Genomic DNA, 15043 nt, shown 5'->3' on the forward strand with positions numbered 1-15043 from the left:
CTTCCAGTCCGGAGCGGGACCGGCCGGACGAACTGAACCATACCGGGGCAGGCATCCCAGAGGCCGCGCCCGTCGCTCTTTTAACGAAGGAACTCCGTCATGGCGGACCAAAAGATCCGGATTCGGCTCAAGGCGTTCGATCATCGTCTGATCGACCGTTCGGCCAGCGAGATCGTCGAGACGGCCAAGAGGACCGGCGCGCAGGTGCGTGGCCCGATCCCGCTGCCGACCAAGATCGAGCGTTACACCATTCTCGTCTCCCCGCATGCCGACAAGGATGCGCGTGACCAGTACGAGACCCGCACGCACAAGCGCGTGCTCGACATCGTCGACCCCAACGACAAGACCGTGGACGCGCTGATGAAGCTCGAGCTCGCGGCTGGCGTCGACGTCCAGATCAAGCTCGCCTGAGGACTGCCGACATGACGAAGAAGTATTCGTTGGGTCTGGTCGGCCGCAAGGCCGGCATGAGCCGCGTCTTCACCGAGGATGGCCGTTCCATCCCGGTGACCCTGATCGAGGCCACCCCTAACCGCATCACCCAGATCAAGACCGTCGAAGTCGACGGCTACAGCGCCGTCCAGGTCACCACTGGCGCGCGCCGCGCCTCGCTGGTCAACAAGCCGCTGGCCGGCCACTACGCCAAGGCCAAGGTCGAAGCCGGCCGCGGTCTGTGGGAGTTCCGCGTCGCCGACGAGAAGATCGGTGACTTCGCCGTTGGCGGCGAGATCAAGGCCGACATCTTCGAGGTTGGCCAGATCGTCGACGTCCAGGGCGTGACCAAGGGCAAGGGCTTCCAGGGCACGATCAAGCGCCACAACTTCACCATGGGTGACGCTACCCACGGTAACTCGCTGTCGCACCGCGCCCCGGGCTCGATCGGCCAGCGCCAGACCCCCGGTCGCGTGTTCCCCGGCAAGAAGATGGCCGGCCACATGGGCGCCGAGCAGCAGAGCACGCAGAACCTGGAAGTGGTTCGCGTCGATGCCGAGCGCGGCCTGATCGCCGTTCGCGGCGCCGTCCCGGGTGCCCCGGGTGGCGACGTGATCGTGCGTCCGGCGAGCAAGGCGTAAGGAGAAGCACGATGGAACTCACCATTACGGGTAGCGCCAACAAGCTGTCGGTTTCCGACGAAGTGTTCGGCCGCGAATTCAGCGAGGACCTGGTCCACCAGGTCGTGGTGGCCTACCAGGCCGCCGGTCGCGCCGGCACCAAGGCGCAGAAGACCCGCGCCGAGGTCAACGGCACGACCAAGAAGTCGAAGAAGCAGAAGGGCGGCGGCGCGCGTCACGGCGCCCTGACGGCCCCGATCTTCGTCGGCGGCGGCCGGGCCTTCGCGGCCAAGCCGCGCAGCTTCGAGCAGAAGGTCAACCGCAAGATGTACCGCGCGGCCATCGCCGCGATCCTGTCCGAGCTGAACCGCCAGGGCCGCCTGAAGGTCGTCGAGTCGTTCGACATCGACGCCCCCAAGACCAAGGGCCTGGTCGAGAAGCTGGCCGGTTTCGAGCTGGGCAAGCGCCCGCTGATCGTCACCGAGGACGCTTCGGAGAACCTGTTCCTGTCCGCCCGCAACCTGCCGTACGTGCAGGTCCGCGACGTGCAGGGCCTGGATCCGGTCGCCCTGGTCGGCGCCGATTCCGTGCTGATCACCGCCGATGCGGTCAAGAAGGTCGAGGAGTGGCTGGCATGAGCACCAACGAGAAAGTTTTCAGCGTACTGCTCGCGCCGCGCGTGTCCGAAAAGACCGCTCGCCTGCAGGAAGTGAGCAACCAGTACGTGTTCGAAGTTTCGAACGACGCCACCAAGGCCGACGTCAAGGCCGCCGTGGAGCAGCTGTTCGACGTCAAGGTCGAGTCGGTCAACGTCGTCAACGTGAAGGGCAAGAACAAGTCCTTCCGCTTCCGTTCCGGTCGCCGTGGCGACTGGCGTAAGGCGTACGTGCGCCTGGCCGACGGCCAGAGCATCGACGTGTCCGCGAAGGCCTGAGGGTGATCCCATGCCATTGATGAAGTTCAAGCCCACCTCTGCCGGCCGCCGCTCCGCGGTCCGCGTGGTCACCCCGGATCTGCACAAGGGTGCCCCGCACGCCGCGCTCGTCGAGAAGCAGAGCAAGGCCGGCGGCCGTAACCCCCACGGCCGCATCCCCCCCCGCCACGTCGGCGGTGGCCACAAGCAGCACTACCGTCTGATCGACTTCAAGCGCAACAAGGAAGGCATCGCGGCGCGCGTGGAGCGGATCGAATACGATCCGAACCGCACCGCCCACATCGCCCTGCTGTGCTACGTCGACGGCGAGCGCCGCTACATCATCGCCCCGAAGGGCCTGAAGGCTGGCGACCAGGTGATCGCCGGTTCCGACGCCCCGATCAAGGCCGGCAACACCCTGCCGCTGCGCAACATCCCGGTCGGCACCACGGTGCACTGCATCGAGCTGAAGCCGGGCAAGGGTGCCCAGATCGCCCGCGCCGCCGGCGCCGGCGTGCAGCTGGTCGCCCGCGAGGGTTCCTACGCGCTGCTCCGCCTGCGTTCGGGCGAGATGCGCAAGGTTCCGGCCGAGTGCCGCGCGACCATCGGCGAAGTCGGCAACGACGAGCACAACCTGGAGAAGCTGGGCAAGGCCGGTGCCAAGCGCTGGCGCGGCGTTCGTCCGACCGTCCGCGGTGCGGCGATGAACCCGGTTGACCACCCGCACGGTGGTGGTGAGGCCAAGGCCGGCCAGGGTAACCCGCATCCGGTCACCCCGTGGGGTGTCCCGACCAAGGGTTACAAGACGCGCAAGAACAAGCGCACCCAGCAGTTCATCGTCCGCGATCGTAGGGGCTAATCGACCATGCCACGTTCTCTCAAGAAAGGCCCGTTCGTCGATCACCACCTCATCAAGAAGGTGGAGGCCGCGGGCGGCACCAAGAAGCCGATCAAGACCTGGTCGCGCCGTTCCATGATCCTGCCGGAAATGGTGGGATTCACCATCGCTGTGCACAACGGCAAGAACCATGTTCCGGTTCTCATCAACGAGAACATGGTCGGCCACAAGCTCGGCGAATTCGCTGTCACCCGGACCTTCAAGGGTCACGGCGGCGACAAGAAGTCGAAGTAAGGAGATGACCATGGAAGCGAAAGCCATCCTGCGCACCGCGCGCATCTCCCCGCAGAAGGCCCGCCTGGTCGCCGACCAGGTGCGTGGCCTGCCGGCCGAGCGTGCCGTCAACCTGCTGAAGTTCTCCGACAAGAAGGCCGCCGCCCTGATCAAGAAGGTCGTCGAGTCCGCCATTGCCAACGCCGAGAACAACAACGGCGCCGACGTGGACGCCCTGAAGGTCAAGACCATCATGGTCGACGAGGGCCCGACCCTGAAGCGCTTCATGGCGCGTGCGAAGGGCCGCGGCACCCGCATCCTCAAGCGGACCAGCCACATCACCGTCGTCGTGGGAGAGGGCAAGTAATATGGGTCACAAAGTTCATCCCACCGGCATCCGCCTGGGCATCGCCAAGGACTGGAACTCGAAGTGGTACGCGGGCAAGGGCGAGTACGCCGACTACCTGGCGGCCGACCTGAAGGTCCGCAAGATGCTGCGCAAGAAGCTGGCCCAGGCCGGCATCAGCCGCATCCTGATCGAGCGTCCGGCCAAGACCGCCCGCGTCACCATCCACACCGCCCGCCCGGGCGTGGTGATCGGCAAGCGTGGCGAGGACATCGAGAAGCTGCGCAAGGAAGTCAGCGAGATGATGGGCGTCCCCGCCCACATCAACGTCAGCGAGGTGCGCAAGCCCGAGCTCGACGCGCAGCTGGTCGCCGAGTCCATCGCCCAGCAGCTGGAGCGCCGCATCATGTTCCGTCGCGCGATGAAGCGCGCCGTGGGCAACGCGATGCGCCTCGGCGCCCTGGGCATCAAGGTCAACGTCGCCGGCCGCCTGAACGGCGCCGAGATCGCCCGTTCGGAGTGGTACCGCGAAGGCCGCGTGCCGCTGCATACCCTGCGCGCGGACATCGACTACGGCTTTGCCGAGGCTCACACCACCTACGGCGTGATCGGCATCAAGGTATGGGTCTACAAGGGCGAGATCTTCGACTTCGCCCAGGTTGGACAGGAGAAGCAGGAAGAAGCCAGCAGCCCGCGCGGCGAGCGTGGCGACCGCGAGCGTCCCTCCCGTCCGGCACGTGAAGCGAGGTAACGGCGATGTTGCAACCCAAGCGAACCAAGTACCGCAAGCAGCACAAGGGCCGTAACGAGGGCCTGAGCTGGAGCGCCAACGCCGTGTCCTTCGGCGAGTACGGCCTGAAGGCCACCGCCCACGGTCGCCTGACCGCGCGCCAGATCGAGGCGGCCCGCCGCACGATCAGCCGCTACGTCAAGCGCGGCGGCAAGATGTGGATCCGCGTGTTCCCGGACAAGCCGATCACCCAGAAGCCCATCGAAGTCCGTATGGGCTCCGGTAAGGGTAACGTGGAGTACTGGGTGGCCCAGATCCAGCCGGGCCGCATGATCTATGAAATCGAGGGCGTGTCGGAGGAGCAGGCGCGCGAGGCGTTCCGCCTGGCGGCCGCCAAGCTCTCGGTCACCACCACCTTCGTGACCCGCACGGTGCGCTAATGGCTACGATCAACGAACTCCGTGAAAAGTCGGCCGACGAACTGAAGGCTCACCTGCTGGACCTGCGCAAGGAGCAGTTCTCCCTGCGCATGCAGCGGGCGACCGGCCAGCTGACGAAGACCCACGAAACCCGCCGGGTGCGCCGCGAGATCGCTCGTGTCAAGACCCTGCTCGGCAGCAACAAGTAAGGGATCGCAGCGATGAGCGAGAACAACAACAAGCCGCTGCGCACGGTCGAAGGCCGGGTGATCAGCAACAAGATGGACAAGACGGTAACCGTCCTGGTCGAGCGTCAGGTCAAGCACCCGCTGTACGGCAAGTACATCAAGCGCTCGACCAAGCTCCACGCCCACGATGCGGACAACAGCTGCAACGAGGGCGACGTGGTGCGCGTGACCGAGATCGCACCGATGTCCAAGACCAAGAACTGGCGCGTGGTTGAAGTCGTCACCCGCGCGGCCGAATAAGGGAGATCTGAATCATGATCCAGATGCAGAGCTACCTTGACGCCGCCGACAACTCCGGCGCCAAGGAACTGATGTGCATCAAGGTGCTGGGCGGCTCCAAGCGCCGTTACGCCGGCATCGGTGACATCATCAAGGTGACCGTCAAGGACGCGATCCCGCGTGGCAAGGTGAAGAAGGGCGAGGTCTACGACGCCGTCGTGGTCCGTACCCGCAAGGGCGTCCGTCGTGCCGACGGCTCGCTGATCCGCTTCGACGGCAATGCCGCCGTCCTGCTGAACAACAAGCAGGAGCCGATCGGCACCCGTATCTTCGGACCGGTGACCCGTGAACTGCGTTCCGAGAAGTTCATGAAGATCGTCTCGCTCGCGCCTGAAGTGCTCTGAGCGGAGGAAGCAGACATGGCAAACCGTATCAAGAAGGGTGACCAGGTCGTGGTCATCACCGGCAAGGACAAGGGCAAGCAGGGCGAGGTTGTGCGCGTGGAGGGCGACCGCGTGGTCGTCGCCAACGTCAACCTGGTCAAGCGGCACACCAAGCCGAACCCGCAGGCGGGCATCGCCGGCGGCGTGGTCGAGCGCGAAGCCTCGATCCACATTTCCAACGTGATGCCGCTCAACCCCGCCACCGGCAAGGGCGAGCGCATCGGGTACAAGGTCCTGGAGGATGGACGCAAACTGCGTGTGTTCCGCTCCAGTGGTGAGGCGCTCGACGCCTGAGGAATGAAGCAATGACCACGCGGCTCGAAAAGATCTACAAGGAACAGGTTGTGCCGGCTCTCATGGAGAAGTTCGGCTACACCAATCCGATGGAAGTGCCCAAGCTCGTCAAGATCACCGTGAACATGGGTGTCGGCGAGGCGGCGACCAACAAGAAGGTGCTGGAAAACGCCGTTGCCGACCTGGCCAAGATCACCGGCCAGAAGCCGGTGACCACCAAGGCCCGCGTCTCGGTGGCCTCGTTCAAGATCCGCGACGGCTGGCCGATCGGCTGCAAGGTCACGCTGCGCCGGAACCAGATGTTCGAGTTCCTGGACCGCCTGATCAGCGTCGCGCTGCCGCGCGTGCGCGACTTCCGTGGCGTGTCCGGCCGTTCGTTCGACGGCCGTGGCAACTACAACATGGGCGTGAAGGAGCAGATCATCTTCCCGGAAATCGACTTCGACGCCGTCGACGCGATCCGCGGCATGGATATCGCCATCACCACGACCGCCAAGACCGACGCCGAAGCCAAGGCGCTGCTCGAGGCGTTCAAGTTCCCGTTCCGCAACTAAGGGATATCGACCATGGCTAAGACCTCCATGATCAACCGCGACGCGAAGCGGGAAAAGCTGGCCAAGAAGTACGCCGCCAAGCGCGACGCGCTGAAGAAGGTGATCGCCAGCCAGACCGCCTCGTACGAGGAGAAGCTGGACGCCGCCACCAAGCTGCAGAAGCTGCCGCGCGACTCCTCGCCGAGCCGCCAGCGCAACCGCTGCGAGCTGTCGGGCCGTCCGCGTGGCGTCTACCGCAAGTTCGGCCTCGGCCGCAACATGCTGCGCGAAGCCACCATGCGTGGCGACGTGCCCGGCCTGCGCAAGGCCAGCTGGTAAGAAGGCGAGGGCGGCCCTGGTCGCCCCCGCAAGGAAACCGGCCCCCATGGGCCGGTTTTCCTGCTATTATTCGCCGCTTGCCCGGCCCGGCCGGGCGTGGCAAAGGGCCCCGGCCCATCCCGGGACAATACAGATTTCGCGAAAGCGGATATCGGTGCACTCAAGGAACCACTCATGAGCATGACTGATCCCATCGCCGACATGCTGGTCCGCATCAAGAATGCGGCCGCCGTCGGCAAGCAGACGGTGAAGCTGCCGTCCTCCAAGATCAAGGTCGCCATCGCCACCGTGCTGAAGGACGAGGGCTACATCTCGGACCTGCGCGTCATCCAGGGCGAGAACAACAAGGCCGAGCTTGAAATCGTGCTGAAGTACTTCGAGGGCCGTCCGGTCATCGAGCAGCTGAAGCGCGCCTCGCGCTCGGGCCTGCGCATGTACCGCGGCAAGAACGAGCTGCCGAAGGTCCTCGGTGGCCTCGGCGTGGCCATCATCTCCACCTCCCAGGGCATCATGACCGACAAGCAGGCGCGCAACGCCGGCGTCGGTGGCGAAGTCCTGTGCTACGTGGCCTAATCGAAGGAGTACGACGACCATGTCCCGCGTAGCCAAGAAGCCGATTGCCCTGCCGAAGGGCGTCGAACTGAATATCCAGGACACCAGCGTCAGCGCCAAGGGTCCGAAGGGCACCCTGAGCCTGGCCAAGCCGGCCGGCGTGCAGATCGCCATACAGGACGGCAACGCCGTCCTGTCGGCCAACGATCCCTCGCTGATCCCGCTGACCGGCACCGTGCGCGCCATCCTGGCCAACATGGTCAAGGGCGTGTCCGAGGGCTTCGAGCGCAAGCTCGACCTCGTCGGCGTCGGTTATCGCGCCGCGATGCAGGGCAAGGACCTGAGCCTGTCGCTCGGTTTCTCGCACCCGGTCGTGTTCCAGGCGCCGGAAGGCATCACCCTGTCCACCCCGTCCCAGACCGAAATCCTGGTGCAGGGCGCTGACAAGCAGCGCGTCGGCGAAGTCGCGGCCAAGATCCGCGCCGTGCGTCCGCCGGAGCCCTACAAGGGCAAGGGCGTGAAGTACTCCGACGAAGTCATCATTCGCAAGGAAGCCAAGAAGGCCTAAGGCCGTCCTGGCCGCCCGCATCCAGCGGGTGGCCGGGCAGACCGATAGCCGATCCGCTTTCCGAGGACAAGAAAATGAGCATCAAGAACGACGCCCGCCTGCGCCGCGCCAAGTCCACCCGTTCGCACATCCGCAAGCTCGGCGTTCCGCGCCTGTCGGTCCTGCGTACCGGCCAGCACCTGTACGCCCAGCTGTTCACCGCCGATGGCTCGAAGGTGATCGCGGCCGCCAACACCCTGCAGGCCGACGTCAAGGAAGGCCTGAAGAACGGCAAGAACATCGACGCTGCCGCCAAGGTTGGCAAGGCCATCGCCGAGCGCGCCAAGGCCGCCGGCATCGAGAAGGTCGCCTTCGACCGCTCGGGCTACCGGTTCCACGGCCGCATCAAGGCCCTGGCCGACGCCGCCCGCGAGGGTGGCCTGCAGTTCTGATCCTGCGGGCCCGCTTCGGCGGGTCCGTCCTGCCGGCGCAGGTTGCGCCGGGCGCCGCCCCCCTTCTGCGGGGGCGTGACGCAACACCGCGGTAGACCACAACGACAAGCGGCGCACGAGCCGTACATATCCAACCAACCAGGAAATAGAAATGGCAGAAGAGCGTCAGCCGCGGGGTCGCGATCGCGACCGCAACCGCGAAGAGAAAGTCGACGACGGCATGATCGAGAAGCTGATCGCGGTCAACCGCGTCAGCAAGACCGTCAAGGGCGGCCGCCAGTTCACCTTCACCGCGCTGACCGTGGTCGGCGACGGCGAGGGTCGCGTCGGCTTCGGCTACGGCAAGGCCCGCGAGGTCCCGGTGGCCATCCAGAAGTCGATGGAGTATGCGCGCAAGGGCATGCTGACCGTCGAGCTGAACAACGGCACCCTGTGGCACCCGGTCAAGGCCGGCCACGGTGCGGCCCGCGTGTTCATGCAGCCGGCTTCCGAGGGTACCGGCGTGATCGCCGGTGGTGCCATGCGCGCCGTCCTGGAAGCGGTCGGCGTGAAGAACGTGCTGGCCAAGGCCGTCGGTTCGCGTAACCCGATCAACCTGGTCCGCGCCACCCTGAAGGGCCTGGAAGCCATGCAGTCCCCGACCCGCATCGCGGCCAAGCGCGGCAAGAAGGCGGAGGAACTCCTCAATGGCTAACGAGTCCAACAAGACCGTCAAGGTGCGCCTGGTGCGCGGCCTGCGCGGCACCCAGGCCCGTCACCGTCTGTCGGTCCGCGCCCTGGGCCTCAACAAGCTCAACGACGTCCGCGAGCTGAAGGACAGCCCGCAGGTCCGCGGCCTCATCAACCAGCTCCACTACCTGGTGCGGGTCGAGGAGTAAGGAGAAACCCATGCGTCTGAATACTCTCAAGCCCGCAGAGGGCGCCCGCAAGGAGCGCACCCGCGTCGGTCGCGGCATCGGCTCCGGCCTCGGCAAGACCGCCGGCCGCGGCCACAAGGGTTCGTTCGCCCGCGCTGGCAAGGGCAAGATCAAGGCCGGCTTCGAAGGCGGCCAGACCCCGATGCAGCGTCGCCTGCCGAAGATCGGCTTCCGCTCGATGACCGCCAAGGACACCGCCGAGGTGCTCCTGTACAAGCTCGAGCTGGTCGAGGGCGATACCGTCGACTTCGCGGCCCTGAAGGCCGCCAAGCTGGTTCCGTCCACCGCCAAGCGCGCGAAGATCGTCAAGAAGGGCGAGCTTTCGCGGAAGCTGGTCATCAAGGGCATCGCCCTGACCGCCGGCGCCAAGGCCGCGGTCGAGGCTGCCGGCGGCAGCATCGAGGAGTAAGTCGCACATGGCGCAAGCTGGCATCGGCAATCTCGGCAGTGGCCTGGGCAAGTTCACCGAACTGCGCCAGCGCCTGCTGTTCGTGCTTGGAGCGTTGGTCGTCTACCGCATCGGCTGTTTCGTGCCGGTGCCGGGCGTCAACCCCGATGCCATGCTCGCCATGATGCAGGCGCAGGGCGGCGGCATCGTGGACATGTTCAACATGTTCTCGGGCGGCGCCCTGCACCGTTTCAGCGTGTTCGCGCTGAACGTGATGCCGTACATCTCGGCGTCCATCGTGATGCAGCTGGCCGTGCACATCTTCCCGGCGCTGAAGGCGCTGCAGAAGGAAGGCGAGTCCGGCCGCCGCAAGATCACCCAGTATTCGCGCATCGGCGCCGTTGGCCTGGCGATCGTGCAGGGCGGCAGCATCGCCCTTGCGCTGCAGAACCAGACCGCGCCGGGCGGCATGCCGGTGGTGTACAGCCCGGGCATGGGCTTCGTCCTGACCGCCGTGGTCGCGCTGACCGCCGGCACCATCTTCCTGATGTGGCTGGGCGAGCAGGTCACCGAGCGCGGCATCGGCAACGGCGTCTCGCTGATCATCTTCGCGGGCATCGTGGCCGGCCTGCCGGGCGCGGTGATCCAGACCTTCCAGGCGTTCCAGAACGGAACGATGAACTTCCTGAGCCTGCTGATCATCGCCGCGGTGGTCGCCGGTTTCACCTGGTTCGTGGTGTTCGTCGAGCGCGGCCAGCGCCGGATTACGGTCAACTACGCGCGCCGCCAGGGTGGCCGCAACGCGTACATGAACCAGACCTCGTTCCTGCCGCTGAAGCTCAACATGGCGGGCGTGATCCCGGCGATCTTCGCCTCGTCGATCCTGGCCTTCCCGGCGACCCTGAGCATGTGGTCCGGCCAGGCCACCTCGGCCACCTGGCTGCAGCGCGTGTCCAACGCCCTGGGCCCGGGCGAGCCGCTGCACATGATCGCCCTGGCGGGCCTGATCACCGGCTTCGCGTTCTTCTACACGGCGCTGGTGTTCAACTCGCAGGAAACCGCGGATAATCTCAAGAAGTCGGGCGCCCTGATCCCGGGCATCCGCCCCGGCAAGGCCACCGCCGACTACATCGACGGCGTGCTGACCCGGCTGACCGCCGCGGGCGCGGCCTACCTGGTGATCGTCTGCCTCCTGCCGGAGCTGATGCGCACCCAGCTGGGCACCTCGTTCTACTTCGGCGGCACCTCGCTGCTGATCGTGGTGGTCGTGGTCATGGACTTCATCGCGCAGGTCCAGGCCCACCTGATGTCGCACCAGTACGAGAGCCTGCTGAAGAAGGCCAACCTGAAGGGCGGTTCGCGCGGCCTGTCGCGCGGCTGACCGAAGCAAGATCCAAGTCCGGCGGACCCATTCCGCCGGCAGGCCGGCCCCACGGGCCGGTTCTTCCAGAAATGGGCGGCCCGTGCGACGTCTCGCGCGCGGGTGAGACCTTGCGGTGCTGCGCTGGAGTAGCGCGGCCGGTCCCGGGAAACCGGGGCCAGCGGGGTCCGGCGCCGGAGCATGGGCACACTCCCCATGCCGGGTTCAGGGTCGCAAGGCCTTGGACTTCCAAGCAATCCGGGACATTGATAGAATTCGCAGTTCACTTTTGAACCATTCCTGTCGGGTACGCCCTGGGGCGCCCCGACCCTCAAGTTTGGAGATCGCGTCATGGCGCGTATTGCAGGCGTCAACCTGCCGACCCACAAGCACGTGTGGGTGGGGTTGCAGAGCATCTATGGCATCGGCCGCACCCGGTCGAAGAAGGTTTGCGAGGCCGCCAACGTGGCCCCGACGACCAAGATCCGTGACCTGTCCGAGCCGGAGATCGAGCGCCTGCGCGCCGAGGTCGGCAAGTACATCGTCGAGGGCGACCTTCGTCGCGAAGTCGGCATCGCCATCAAGCGTCTGATGGACCTGGGCTGCTACCGCGGCCTGCGCCACCGTCGCGGCCTGCCGCTGCGTGGCCAGCGTACCCGTACCAACGCCCGCACCCGCAAGGGTCCGCGCAAGGCGATCAGGAAGTAAGGGATATATAGACCATGGCCAAGCCAGCTGCTGCCAAGACCAAGAAGAAGATCAAGCGAGTCGTCACCGACGGCATCGCCCACGTCCACGCTTCTTTCAACAACACCATCGTCACCATCACCGATCGCCAGGGCAATGCGCTGTCGTGGGCGACTTCGGGCGGCGCGGGTTTCCGCGGTTCGCGCAAGTCGACCCCGTTCGCCGCGCAGGTCGCCGCCGAGAAGGCCGGCAAGGCCGCGCTCGACTACGGCGTGAAGTCGCTGGAAGTCCGCATCAAGGGCCCGGGCCCGGGCCGCGAGTCCGCCGTGCGCTCGCTGAACAACGTGGGCTACAAGATCACCAACATCATCGACGTGACGCCTATCCCGCACAACGGGTGCCGTCCGCCGAAGAAGCGTCGCGTCTAAGGGGGCGATAAGAAATGGCTCGTTATATCGGTCCTACCTGTAAGCTCGCGCGCCGCGAAGGCGCCGACCTGTCCCTCAAGAGCCCGGCCCGTGCGCTGGACTCCAAGTGCAAGCTGGAGCAGAAGCCCGGCCAGCACGGCGCTGCGCGCAAGGGCAAGCTGTCCGACTACGCCACCCAGCTGCGCGAGAAGCAGAAGGTCAAGCGCATCTACGGCCTGCTGGAGCGCCAGTTCCGCAACTACTACAAGAAGGCCTCGACCAAGAAGGGCAACACCGGCGAGAACCTCCTGCAGCTGCTGGAGACCCGCCTGGACAACGTCGTCTACCGCATGGGCTTTGCGGTGACCCGTCCTTCGGCCCGCCAGCTGGTCTCGCACCGCGGCGTGCTGGTCAACGGCAAGCCGGTGAACCTGCCGTCGTATCAGGTCAAGGCCGGCGACTCGATCGCCCTGTCCGAGAAGGCGCAGAAGCAGCTGCGCGTCCAGGAAGCCCTGACCATCGCCGAGCAGCACGACCTGACCCCGTCGTGGATCGAAGTCGATGCGAAGAAGTTCGCCGGCGTGTTCAAGGCCGTGCCTGACCGGGCCGACCTGCCGGCCGACATCAACGAAGCGCTGATCGTCGAGCTGTACTCGAAGTAACAAGTAGTGGCAGGCAGCCGCGCCCTCCGGGGCGCGGCGCCGCATCCCACCCCCGGCCGGATCGCGTCGCCCCGCCTTCCGGCCGTCCCCGGATAAGGGGCCACACACCAGGGCCGGCGCTTTCCCGATCGTCGGCCCATTGCAGGAGAATCCGCAACATGACGGTTACCGCCAACCAGGTCCTGCGTCCCCGCGGACCGCAGATCGAACGCCTCAATGGCAATCGCGCCAAGATCGTGATCGAGCCGCTCGAGCGCGGCTACGGGCACACGCTGGGCAACGCCCTGCGTCGCGTCCTGCTGTCCTCGATCCCGGGCTTCGCGATCACCGAGGTCGAGATCGACGGCGTGCTGCACGAGTACACCACGGTCGAGGGCCTGCAGGAAGACGTGCTGGAAGTCCTGCTGAACCTGAAGGACGTCGCCATCCGCATGCACAGCGGCGAGAGCGCCACCCTGAGCCTGACCAAGCAGGGCCCGGGCGTGGTCACCGCCGGCGACATCAAGACCGACCACAGCGTCGAGATCCTGAACCCCGAGCACGTGATCTGCCACCTGACCAAGGACACGGCGCTGAACATGCGCCTGAAGATCGAGCGCGGCTTCGGCTACCAGCCGGCCACCTCGCGTCGCCGTCCCGACGAAGAGAGCCGTGCGATCGGCCGCCTGATGCTGGACGCCTCGTTCTCGCCGGTCCGTCGCGTCGCCTACTCGGTCGAAGCCGCGCGCGTCGAGCAGCGCACCGACCTGGACAAGCTGGTCATCGACATCGAGACCAACGGCACCATCGACGCCGAGGAAGCCGTGCGCACCGCCGCCGACATCCTGAGCGACCAGCTGTCGGTGTTCGGCGACTTCACCCACCGCGACCGCGGTGCGGCCAAGCCGGCCCAGGCGGGCGTGGATCCGGTGCTGCTGCGCCCGATCGACGACCTGGAGCTGACCGTGCGTTCGGCCAACTGCCTGAAGGCCGAGAGCATCTACTACATCGGCGACCTGATCCAGAAGACCGAGGTCGAGCTGCTCAAGACCCCGAACCTGGGCAAGAAGTCGCTCACCGAGATCAAGGAAGTGCTCGCCCAGCGCGGCCTTTCGCTCGGCATGAAGCTCGAGAACTGGCCGCCGGCCGGCGTCGCCGCCCACGGCATGCTCGGCTGATGAGCCCGCAACGGCTGGCGTCCCCCGGGGCGCCGGCCGTCGCTATTGCAGTACCGCAGTACCAGCAGGACGGCCCCTGGCGACGGGGGCAACAGCGCCGACGGACCCGTAAGGTCCGCGGCGACTATCCGGCCAGGGAGGCCGGTCGGACCAGCGCAGTCCATGCTCCAGCGCCAGTGGATGGCGACAGCGAAGTACACAGACCCAACATTCATCGATAAAGGAACAACGCCATGCGCCACCAGAAAGCCGGCCGCAAGTTCAGCCGCACCAGCGCCCACCGCGAAGCCATGTTCAAGAACATGGCCGCCTCGCTGTTCAAGCACGAGCTGATCAAGACCACCCTGCCGAAGGCCAAGGAGTTGCGCCGCGTCGCCGAGCCGCTGATCACCCTGGCCAAGGTCGACTCCGTCGCCAACCGCCGCCTGGCCTTCGCCCGCCTGCGCGACAAGGAAGCCGTGGGCAACCTGTTCACCAAGTTCGGCCCGCGTTACCAGGACCGTCCGGGTGGCTACCTGCGCATCCTGAAGTGCGGCTTCCGCGCCGGCGACAACGCCCCGATGGCGTACGTCGAGCTGGTCGACCGCCCCGAAGCCGCCGCCGAGTAATCGCGCAGCAGGCAGTATCTGGAGACCCCGGCCCCGGCCGGGGTTTTCCGTTTCAGGTGTCACGCTTTTTCCTGTTCGGCGTCCCGATGCGGAATAATCGGCGGATCGTTTCCAGGCATCGCCCGATGAATCCGTTCGACTGGAGTTTCCGCGCCCGCTTCCTGGCCGGCTTCCTGGCCTGCGTGGCCCTGCTGGGCTACGCCATCTACACGCAGCTCTACCAGGGGCTGGAGCCGTGCCCGCTGTGCATCTTCCAGCGCATCGCCTACGCCGCGCTGGCCTTTGTCTTCCTGGTCGGCGGCCTGCACGCGCCCAAGGGCATCGGCGCGCGCCGCGCGTATGCGGTGCTGGTGGCGCTGGCCGGCCTGGCAGGCATCGGCATCGCCGGGCGGCACGTGTGGCTGCAGACCCTTCCGGCCGACCTCGCGCCTTCCTGCGGTCCGCCGCTGTCCTTCCTGCAGGAGACGATGGGCCCGATGCAGCTGGTGCGCCGGGTCCTGACCGGCACCGGCAACTGCGGCGATGTCGACTGGACCTTCCTCGGCCTGAGCATGCCCGCATGGAGCCTGGTCGGCTTCGTCGTACTCACCGGCTGGGGCCTGCTGGCGGCCCTGCGCCGGCCCAAGGGCCGCAACCGCTACTGAGCCCGCCGGGCTCCT

At 66.3% G+C, this 15043-nt stretch carries 28 protein-coding genes; all 28 read left to right on the plus strand.

The features are described from left to right. Positions 1-99 precede the first annotated feature (99 nt). The 28 genes from rpsJ to CSC68_RS01070 all read left to right on the plus strand — a co-directional run bounded on the left by rpsJ (position 100) and on the right by CSC68_RS01070 (position 15028). Positions 100-411 carry a 30S ribosomal protein S10 gene (rpsJ, locus tag CSC68_RS00935; RefSeq protein ID WP_013535997.1) on the plus strand — a complete coding sequence of 104 codons (312 nt, stop codon included), beginning with the start codon at positions 100-102 and terminating at the stop codon, positions 409-411. Between the two features lie 11 nt (positions 412-422). Next, positions 423-1073 carry a 50S ribosomal protein L3 gene (rplC, locus tag CSC68_RS00940; protein WP_162201639.1) on the plus strand — a complete coding sequence of 217 codons (651 nt, stop codon included), beginning with the start codon at positions 423-425 and terminating at the stop codon, positions 1071-1073. 11 nt (positions 1074-1084) lie between these two features. Then, positions 1085-1690, plus strand: coding sequence for a 50S ribosomal protein L4 (gene rplD, locus CSC68_RS00945; protein ID WP_162201640.1), 606 nt, complete (start codon positions 1085-1087; stop codon positions 1688-1690). After that, entirely contained in the window at positions 1687-1986 is a 300-nt protein-coding gene (gene rplW, locus CSC68_RS00950; protein ID WP_013535994.1) for a 50S ribosomal protein L23, read from the plus strand. Before rplD ends, rplW begins: the two co-directional genes overlap by 4 nt. A gap of 10 nt (positions 1987-1996) precedes the next feature. Beyond that, complete coding sequence (gene rplB / locus CSC68_RS00955) at positions 1997-2824, plus strand: 50S ribosomal protein L2 (protein ID WP_162201641.1); 828 nt, start codon at positions 1997-1999, stop codon at positions 2822-2824. A gap of 6 nt (positions 2825-2830) precedes the next feature. Then, the gene (gene rpsS, locus CSC68_RS00960) at positions 2831-3097 is read left to right on the plus strand and encodes a 30S ribosomal protein S19 (protein ID WP_162201642.1); all 267 of its coding nucleotides are present in this window, start codon (positions 2831-2833) and stop codon (positions 3095-3097) included. Between the two features lie 10 nt (positions 3098-3107). After that, on the plus strand, positions 3108-3443 hold the full coding sequence (gene rplV / locus CSC68_RS00965) for a 50S ribosomal protein L22 (protein ID WP_013535991.1): 336 nt from the start codon (positions 3108-3110) through the stop codon (positions 3441-3443). A 1-nt stretch (position 3444) separates the two neighbouring features. Then, positions 3445-4173 carry a 30S ribosomal protein S3 gene (rpsC, locus tag CSC68_RS00970; RefSeq protein WP_013535990.1) on the plus strand — a complete coding sequence of 243 codons (729 nt, stop codon included), beginning with the start codon at positions 3445-3447 and terminating at the stop codon, positions 4171-4173. 5 nt (positions 4174-4178) lie between these two features. Next, entirely contained in the window at positions 4179-4592 is a 414-nt protein-coding gene (rplP, locus tag CSC68_RS00975; RefSeq protein ID WP_019399180.1) for a 50S ribosomal protein L16, read from the plus strand. Continuing rightward, entirely contained in the window at positions 4592-4780 is a 189-nt protein-coding gene (rpmC, locus tag CSC68_RS00980; RefSeq protein WP_019399179.1) for a 50S ribosomal protein L29, read from the plus strand. The genes rplP and rpmC overlap by 1 nt, the downstream gene beginning before the upstream one ends. A gap of 12 nt (positions 4781-4792) precedes the next feature. After that, complete coding sequence (gene rpsQ, locus CSC68_RS00985) at positions 4793-5059, plus strand: 30S ribosomal protein S17 (RefSeq protein ID WP_162201643.1); 267 nt, start codon at positions 4793-4795, stop codon at positions 5057-5059. Positions 5060-5073: 14 nt separating this feature from the next. Next, positions 5074-5442, plus strand: a complete 369-nt coding sequence (gene rplN / locus CSC68_RS00990) for a 50S ribosomal protein L14 (protein WP_014161372.1) — start codon at positions 5074-5076, stop codon at positions 5440-5442. A 15-nt stretch (positions 5443-5457) separates the two neighbouring features. Further along, positions 5458-5775 (plus strand): 50S ribosomal protein L24, encoded by a 318-nt coding sequence (gene rplX / locus CSC68_RS00995; RefSeq protein ID WP_162201644.1) that lies wholly within the window; start codon positions 5458-5460, stop codon positions 5773-5775. A gap of 11 nt (positions 5776-5786) precedes the next feature. After that, a complete protein-coding gene (rplE, locus tag CSC68_RS01000; protein ID WP_162201645.1) occupies positions 5787-6329 on the plus strand; it encodes a 50S ribosomal protein L5 in 543 nt (180 codons plus the stop codon). Between the two features lie 12 nt (positions 6330-6341). After that, on the plus strand, positions 6342-6647 hold the full coding sequence (rpsN, locus tag CSC68_RS01005; RefSeq protein ID WP_162201646.1) for a 30S ribosomal protein S14: 306 nt from the start codon (positions 6342-6344) through the stop codon (positions 6645-6647). Between the two features lie 174 nt (positions 6648-6821). Continuing rightward, positions 6822-7220 carry a 30S ribosomal protein S8 gene (gene rpsH / locus CSC68_RS01010; protein ID WP_162201647.1) on the plus strand — a complete coding sequence of 133 codons (399 nt, stop codon included), beginning with the start codon at positions 6822-6824 and terminating at the stop codon, positions 7218-7220. Positions 7221-7239: 19 nt separating this feature from the next. Then, positions 7240-7767 (plus strand): 50S ribosomal protein L6, encoded by a 528-nt coding sequence (gene rplF / locus CSC68_RS01015; protein WP_162201648.1) that lies wholly within the window; start codon positions 7240-7242, stop codon positions 7765-7767. A 74-nt stretch (positions 7768-7841) separates the two neighbouring features. Then, a complete protein-coding gene (gene rplR / locus CSC68_RS01020; protein ID WP_162201649.1) occupies positions 7842-8198 on the plus strand; it encodes a 50S ribosomal protein L18 in 357 nt (118 codons plus the stop codon). Between the two features lie 151 nt (positions 8199-8349). After that, complete coding sequence (gene rpsE, locus CSC68_RS01025) at positions 8350-8892, plus strand: 30S ribosomal protein S5 (protein WP_125165457.1); 543 nt, start codon at positions 8350-8352, stop codon at positions 8890-8892. Further along, complete coding sequence (gene rpmD / locus CSC68_RS01030; protein WP_019399170.1) at positions 8885-9076, plus strand: 50S ribosomal protein L30; 192 nt, start codon at positions 8885-8887, stop codon at positions 9074-9076. The genes rpsE and rpmD overlap by 8 nt, the downstream gene beginning before the upstream one ends. 10 nt (positions 9077-9086) lie before the next feature. Then, positions 9087-9524, plus strand: coding sequence for a 50S ribosomal protein L15 (gene rplO / locus CSC68_RS01035; protein ID WP_013535977.1), 438 nt, complete (start codon positions 9087-9089; stop codon positions 9522-9524). Positions 9525-9531: 7 nt separating this feature from the next. Next, entirely contained in the window at positions 9532-10884 is a 1353-nt protein-coding gene (gene secY / locus CSC68_RS01040; RefSeq protein WP_162201650.1) for a preprotein translocase subunit SecY, read from the plus strand. A 330-nt stretch (positions 10885-11214) separates the two neighbouring features. Continuing rightward, positions 11215-11571 carry a 30S ribosomal protein S13 gene (gene rpsM, locus CSC68_RS01045; protein ID WP_162201651.1) on the plus strand — a complete coding sequence of 119 codons (357 nt, stop codon included), beginning with the start codon at positions 11215-11217 and terminating at the stop codon, positions 11569-11571. 14 nt (positions 11572-11585) lie between these two features. Continuing rightward, positions 11586-11978: a 30S ribosomal protein S11 gene (gene rpsK, locus CSC68_RS01050; protein ID WP_013535974.1), complete on the plus strand. Its 393-nt coding sequence runs from the start codon at positions 11586-11588 to the stop codon at positions 11976-11978. A gap of 14 nt (positions 11979-11992) precedes the next feature. Continuing rightward, positions 11993-12619 (plus strand): 30S ribosomal protein S4, encoded by a 627-nt coding sequence (rpsD, locus tag CSC68_RS01055; protein WP_162201652.1) that lies wholly within the window; start codon positions 11993-11995, stop codon positions 12617-12619. A gap of 158 nt (positions 12620-12777) precedes the next feature. Then, the gene (locus tag CSC68_RS01060) at positions 12778-13776 is read left to right on the plus strand and encodes a DNA-directed RNA polymerase subunit alpha (RefSeq protein WP_162201653.1); all 999 of its coding nucleotides are present in this window, start codon (positions 12778-12780) and stop codon (positions 13774-13776) included. Positions 13777-14009: 233 nt separating this feature from the next. Further along, positions 14010-14384, plus strand: a complete 375-nt coding sequence (gene rplQ, locus CSC68_RS01065; RefSeq protein ID WP_162201654.1) for a 50S ribosomal protein L17 — start codon at positions 14010-14012, stop codon at positions 14382-14384. A 125-nt stretch (positions 14385-14509) separates the two neighbouring features. After that, complete coding sequence (locus CSC68_RS01070) at positions 14510-15028, plus strand: disulfide bond formation protein B (RefSeq protein WP_162201655.1); 519 nt, start codon at positions 14510-14512, stop codon at positions 15026-15028. Positions 15029-15043 lie beyond the last annotated feature (15 nt).

It is taken from the genome of Pseudoxanthomonas suwonensis, from assembly GCF_010093235.1.
Lineage (GTDB): Bacteria > Pseudomonadota > Gammaproteobacteria > Xanthomonadales > Xanthomonadaceae > Pseudoxanthomonas > Pseudoxanthomonas suwonensis.

Excerpts from the sequence above, each read along its gene's own strand:
- rpsD (WP_162201652.1), top strand. The coding sequence starts at position 11,993 with ATGGCTCGTTATATCGGTCCTACCTGTAAGCTCGCGCGCCGCGAAGGC.
- rplR (WP_162201649.1), top strand. The coding sequence starts at position 7,842 with ATGAGCATCAAGAACGACGCCCGCCTGCGCCGCGCCAAGTCCACCCGT.
- rpsQ (WP_162201643.1), top strand. The coding sequence starts at position 4,793 with ATGAGCGAGAACAACAACAAGCCGCTGCGCACGGTCGAAGGCCGGGTG.
- rplW (WP_013535994.1), top strand. The coding sequence starts at position 1,687 with ATGAGCACCAACGAGAAAGTTTTCAGCGTACTGCTCGCGCCGCGCGTG.
- secY (WP_162201650.1), top strand. The coding sequence starts at position 9,532 with ATGGCGCAAGCTGGCATCGGCAATCTCGGCAGTGGCCTGGGCAAGTTC.
- rpsK (WP_013535974.1), top strand. The coding sequence starts at position 11,586 with ATGGCCAAGCCAGCTGCTGCCAAGACCAAGAAGAAGATCAAGCGAGTC.
- rpsE (WP_125165457.1), top strand. The coding sequence starts at position 8,350 with ATGGCAGAAGAGCGTCAGCCGCGGGGTCGCGATCGCGACCGCAACCGC.
- CSC68_RS01070 (WP_162201655.1), top strand. The coding sequence starts at position 14,510 with ATGAATCCGTTCGACTGGAGTTTCCGCGCCCGCTTCCTGGCCGGCTTC.
- rplO (WP_013535977.1), top strand. The coding sequence starts at position 9,087 with ATGCGTCTGAATACTCTCAAGCCCGCAGAGGGCGCCCGCAAGGAGCGC.
- rplC (WP_162201639.1), top strand. The coding sequence starts at position 423 with ATGACGAAGAAGTATTCGTTGGGTCTGGTCGGCCGCAAGGCCGGCATG.
- rpmD (WP_019399170.1), top strand. The coding sequence starts at position 8,885 with ATGGCTAACGAGTCCAACAAGACCGTCAAGGTGCGCCTGGTGCGCGGC.
- rplE (WP_162201645.1), top strand. The coding sequence starts at position 5,787 with ATGACCACGCGGCTCGAAAAGATCTACAAGGAACAGGTTGTGCCGGCT.
- rpsH (WP_162201647.1), top strand. The coding sequence starts at position 6,822 with ATGAGCATGACTGATCCCATCGCCGACATGCTGGTCCGCATCAAGAAT.
- rpsN (WP_162201646.1), top strand. The coding sequence starts at position 6,342 with ATGGCTAAGACCTCCATGATCAACCGCGACGCGAAGCGGGAAAAGCTG.
- rplQ (WP_162201654.1), top strand. The coding sequence starts at position 14,010 with ATGCGCCACCAGAAAGCCGGCCGCAAGTTCAGCCGCACCAGCGCCCAC.
- rplD (WP_162201640.1), top strand. The coding sequence starts at position 1,085 with ATGGAACTCACCATTACGGGTAGCGCCAACAAGCTGTCGGTTTCCGAC.
- rpsC (WP_013535990.1), top strand. The coding sequence starts at position 3,445 with ATGGGTCACAAAGTTCATCCCACCGGCATCCGCCTGGGCATCGCCAAG.
- rpmC (WP_019399179.1), top strand. The coding sequence starts at position 4,592 with ATGGCTACGATCAACGAACTCCGTGAAAAGTCGGCCGACGAACTGAAG.
- rpsJ (WP_013535997.1), top strand. The coding sequence starts at position 100 with ATGGCGGACCAAAAGATCCGGATTCGGCTCAAGGCGTTCGATCATCGT.
- rpsS (WP_162201642.1), top strand. The coding sequence starts at position 2,831 with ATGCCACGTTCTCTCAAGAAAGGCCCGTTCGTCGATCACCACCTCATC.
- CSC68_RS01060 (WP_162201653.1), top strand. The coding sequence starts at position 12,778 with ATGACGGTTACCGCCAACCAGGTCCTGCGTCCCCGCGGACCGCAGATC.
- rplV (WP_013535991.1), top strand. The coding sequence starts at position 3,108 with ATGGAAGCGAAAGCCATCCTGCGCACCGCGCGCATCTCCCCGCAGAAG.
- rplB (WP_162201641.1), top strand. The coding sequence starts at position 1,997 with ATGCCATTGATGAAGTTCAAGCCCACCTCTGCCGGCCGCCGCTCCGCG.
- rplP (WP_019399180.1), top strand. The coding sequence starts at position 4,179 with ATGTTGCAACCCAAGCGAACCAAGTACCGCAAGCAGCACAAGGGCCGT.
- rplN (WP_014161372.1), top strand. The coding sequence starts at position 5,074 with ATGATCCAGATGCAGAGCTACCTTGACGCCGCCGACAACTCCGGCGCC.
- rplF (WP_162201648.1), top strand. The coding sequence starts at position 7,240 with ATGTCCCGCGTAGCCAAGAAGCCGATTGCCCTGCCGAAGGGCGTCGAA.
- rplX (WP_162201644.1), top strand. The coding sequence starts at position 5,458 with ATGGCAAACCGTATCAAGAAGGGTGACCAGGTCGTGGTCATCACCGGC.
- rpsM (WP_162201651.1), top strand. The coding sequence starts at position 11,215 with ATGGCGCGTATTGCAGGCGTCAACCTGCCGACCCACAAGCACGTGTGG.